Origin of the sequence: Wolbachia endosymbiont of Mansonella ozzardi, assembly GCF_020278625.1 — a bacterium.
Lineage (GTDB): Bacteria > Pseudomonadota > Alphaproteobacteria > Rickettsiales > Anaplasmataceae > Wolbachia.
On record NZ_JADAKK010000068.1, the window covers coordinates 1 to 4,456 of the forward strand.

2 protein-coding genes are annotated in these 4,456 nt (G+C 33.3%); both read right to left on the reverse strand.

Translation table 11 applies throughout. The features are described 5' to 3' along the window. Positions 1–104: 104 nt before the first annotated feature. Positions 105–2,642, reverse strand: a complete 2,538-nt coding sequence (locus tag IHO40_RS05345; protein WP_225537107.1) for an AsmA-like C-terminal region-containing protein — start codon at positions 2,640–2,642, stop codon at positions 105–107. After that, the gene (gene murJ, locus IHO40_RS05350) at positions 2,639–4,132 is read right to left on the reverse strand and encodes a murein biosynthesis integral membrane protein MurJ (RefSeq protein WP_225537108.1); all 1,494 of its coding nucleotides are present in this window, start codon (positions 4,130–4,132) and stop codon (positions 2,639–2,641) included. The genes IHO40_RS05345 and murJ overlap by 4 nt, the downstream gene beginning before the upstream one ends. Positions 4,133–4,456 lie beyond the last annotated feature (324 nt).

Sequence of the window (4,456 nt, forward strand, 5' to 3'; positions counted from 1 at the left end):
AATAGCTTCAATACTATGATAAGGAAACCGGAGGAATCTTTAAGTAGTTTTTTTAGTTCCATGGCTTAGACAGCTATTTGAGCAACAAAACACATTTAATACTTTTAATTCCTATTCAGGGTAGTAAATATTTGGTTCTCATCAAAACTCATCTTAGGACGCCAAATAGGGCCATCCAAGTGCATATCGATATAAACTGGACTACTACGGCCTGGTGGAATGAAGAAAAATCTAGATAAAGAAACTAAAGTGAAGTTAGATAAGGTTAGATTAGAAGAAGTAGACCCTGACGCTTGATTAATTCCAAATTGTAAACTAGTTGAGCATATACCATTTCTAATGCTTGCTTTTCCGCTAACGTTTTCAAAAAATGTACTGCCATTATATATATCGACGTTAGCAAGCGTGGAAACTTCAGATTTACTTTTACTGCTTAGTAAATTAGTAATGAACGAATTAAAATCCACGTTAGTAAATTCTATTCCTCGTGTTTGAAAATTAAATTCCCCTGACGAATTATTAGCCCAATCATTAAAGCTCTTTCCTTGAGCTTTAATTGCGCCATTTAAGCTTATCTGGCCATTTACATTACTAATTCCTATAACCTTTCCAACCCTTTTAGTGTCCAAATTTGCTATGAAAAATTTTATATACATTGAATTTGGCCTTAAATAACCCTGAAAAGACACTTGTCCATGTCCTAATGCATAATCCACTTTTTTAACAGTAATGATGTTATTTATCATCACTGCATTCAAATTAAAATCCCTCAAAATATCTTGCTCATCCTTAAGCTCTGCAACATTAATTTGCACATTGGCATCAAAGTCTTTTTTGTTATCTAAAAAATCAAGCTGCTTTGTTGACCATTGAATTTGGTTTATCTTACTTTTTGAATCTCTTTTCACCTTTATTAAATTCGGTAATTTTAAGATACTGCCACTAAATTTGTTGCCCGTAAGGTTCACATCTAACAGAGGCTTGATATATTTTTTGTCCACTAATATTTTTATGTCTCCGGTAATATCAAAATCCTCTCCTGATAGTTTTATTTTATCTGCAACTAGCTTACCCTTTTCTATCTTCAACGAAAAGCCCAAGTATTCAATTTTTGTATCATTTAGCACAAAATCACTAACGCTGGTTTCTATGTTTACATCATACTTCAAATTTTTCAACCATTTCACTTTAGATAAGCTACTGAGTAATGAATAATCGTATTTGTCTGCGTTAAGGTTATGTACACTAAATCCACCACCAATCACATTACGTTTTTTTGTGTGACTTACTTTAATTGATCCCTGCAAAAATTCTTTATCATTCAGCAATCTAATGTCTGAAATAGACAATATCCTGGGCGCAAGGTGTAATTTAGAACTTATTGTAAATTGATTTTTTTCGCTCTCTTTCATCCTTACAAAAGGGAAAAAGCATGAAATAAACGACTCGAAATTATCCCCTTTTACCAATAAATCACCATTAAATTCAGATAAGGTGCCATTATTTGAGACTTTTCCCGATAAGTGAGACATGTTATTGGCTCCAGGAATTTGAAGTAGCGTATCAACTTTTACTTCGCCATCAGCGAATTTTAACATAGCATGAAATTTACTTGATATTCTGTTTTGGTATTGAATATTTGAGCCCTCCATATTAAAGTCTAGGCTCAAGTTTTTTGGTACAACATCTCTAAAACATTCTAAGAGATCCTTTATCTCCGTTGTTTTCCGTGAATCATTTTGTATAGAATCCAAATCAACTTTACTGAAGCTAATATTGACGTTAGTGTGATTATTCTTTCTATCATTTCGTATTGTACCGCTGGCTTGCATGCTTTTGGAATCGATTCTCAAATCAGTTGCTGCAAACTCATCTTCATTGAGGTTGATGTTAGATGATATCTCGATATTTTCACTAGGGATAGCGTAAGCAAGAAAGCTAAGATTGGTAATCTTTGCTAGATCATTTACAAAATCAGAACTGTTATTAATTGTTAGTGTTAGCTTGCCCTGGATCCCTTCTTGATTTCTGTTGCCTGTAAATAGCAACTTTATAAAGTTTGATTTGACATTAATGTTTACATTCTTTTTTGTAATATCAACCTTTCCTGAAAAATCATAATTATTATCACCTACCTTCACTTCACCAGAGAATTGCCCATTTCTCTTAATAGCAACCTTTTTTATGTTAACAATATTGCTATAATCAACGAAGTTATTGTTTAAACTTGCTTGGCTGTTTCTTATTATTATGTCAACTTTACTGGCTTTTTCATTTGTAATATTAACAAAATTTTCTTTACTGCTTTTCATACCAAATAATGTAATTGACTTTGGTTGTAGCGAAAGCAAAAATAACGATAGAAGAGATAGCCTTACTTCAATTTTATTTATGCTAATCAAATCTGATAATTTTCGTTCTTTATTGCTGTTACATTGAATGTATACGTTATGAATAGTGAGCTTTGGAGTAATTAGTGAAACTTTGACTTTTCCTCCAATGTGTACTTTAGCGTTGTATTTATTTTCTAATTTTTGCACAATATGTTCCTTGCAGCTATTCCAGTCCCTGAAAGTTGCAGCAATGTACAAAAGGATCAATACCAAAGAGATTGATAACATTGTGTATATAGAAAATCTCATAGTCTTATATACTTTAAATTGCCCGTAAACATTAAATAAAGAGTACCAAAATAAACAACGATACTTAAAAATATTAGCGCTGCTAAATGGATGATACGAGCAAATATTTTATCGAGAAATAACCCTGCTGATAAGAAACTAGAAACATAAAGAACTATTGACATGACCAATGTTGCGGTAAGAATTTTTACGACATTTAATAGTAACACTTGGCTAATCTTATACATTTTATTTATTGTTAGGTAGGTAATTAGTAGAATAGAATTTATCCAAGTGGAAATGGAAGTAGCGACAGCAATTCCTGTGTGCTGATATTTGTACATTAACAAGAGGTTTAGCACCACATTGATTCCAAGACACACTAGCAAAAATATAGTTGGTATTTTTAAGTTGCCATTAGCAAAAAACGTGGGTAGCAAGGCTTTATTTATAATAAATGCAGGTAAAGAAAGAGAAAGCGCTATCAACGTAGGAGCAGTTTGCTGCACTGCATAGTGATCAAACTTACCGTGAGAAAAAAGCGTAAGTAAAATCATGTTAGGAATAATAATAAAGGCGGCAGTTGTTGGCATAATTAATATTAATCCTACACTGAGAGCTTTGTTTTGTATTTTGGCTATACTTTCAGTATCATTTGCTTGTTTTGAGATTAAGGGAAGAAGCACTGTACCAATTGCAGTGCCAATTACTCCTTGCGGTAGTTGATTTAGTCTATCGGCATAATATATATAGGACACTGCATTTGGTATAAAACTTGCCATAATTGTATCAATCCATAGGCTTATCTGAGTTACGCAGTTGTTGATAATTGCTGGTATTACGCGCTTAAAAAACAACTTTACTTCACTATTCAATTTTATGCTAAAAAAAAATGCAACCTTTAGTTTATATGCACTAAACAGCATTAATAATAGCTGAAAAATCCCTCCAATCAGGACGGCTATGGAGAGATTGTGAGCCGGTGTTTTTATGTAAGGCACAAGTAAACTGACAATTAAACAGAGATTCAAAATGATCGGTGCAATGGCTGTTGAGACAAAGTGCTGCTTTACTTGCAGCATTCCCCCGATAAGTGATGCTATTGAAATAAAAATTATGTAAGGCATCATAATTCTTGATAAACTCACAGTGAGGGCAAGTTTGCTTTGATCAAATCCAGGAGTGGATACTTGAATCATATAAGGAAAGAAAGTTTGCGTGATAAGGCAAAAAATCGATAAAATAATAAACGTGAGAGATATTACACTACTTGCAAAGCTAGATGCCTTTTTACTGTCACGCGATCCTGCTGAATATAATGGTATAAAGGAGGTAGTGAACGCTCCCTCTGCAAAAAACGCTCGAAATAGATTGGCAAAACGAAACGAAGAAAAAAATACATCTGCAAGAGGAGTTGCACCGACAACCATGGCAATTAATATATCCCTTATCAGCCCTGAGATTCTTGAAATAGCCGTAAAAAAACTGAATGTGAAGATACTTTTAAACATTGTTATTTACCACTACTCCAGATTATACTCAGTGTCAATAGACTCTTTGCATATCAAACCAGCTTTGGCATGTGAGAAAAAACTACTTGACAAACTCTATCAACTCTTTTATTGCGATACTGAAGCTATTTGTTTACTTCCCGATCTCTACAGGTTTAAAGTGACAAAAAAAGCTGTATTTGTCGTGCTATGTGCACTGCATATCTTTTAAAACTTCAGGTTTTTTACCCACACAAGCTGAAATGCGTTTATAAGTCGCTTAAGACATCATCCAACGTCGGATTTTAAAATAAAGAGAGGAATAACTAGCTAACAGGGTTTCTT

What these genes read in the sequence shown, in the direction of transcription:
- murJ (WP_225537108.1), bottom strand. Translation starts at nt 4,132, where the DNA reads ATGTTTAAAAGTATCTTCACATTCAGTTTTTTTACGGCTATTTCAAGA.
- IHO40_RS05345 (WP_225537107.1), bottom strand. Translation starts at nt 2,642, where the DNA reads ATGAGATTTTCTATATACACAATGTTATCAATCTCTTTGGTATTGATC.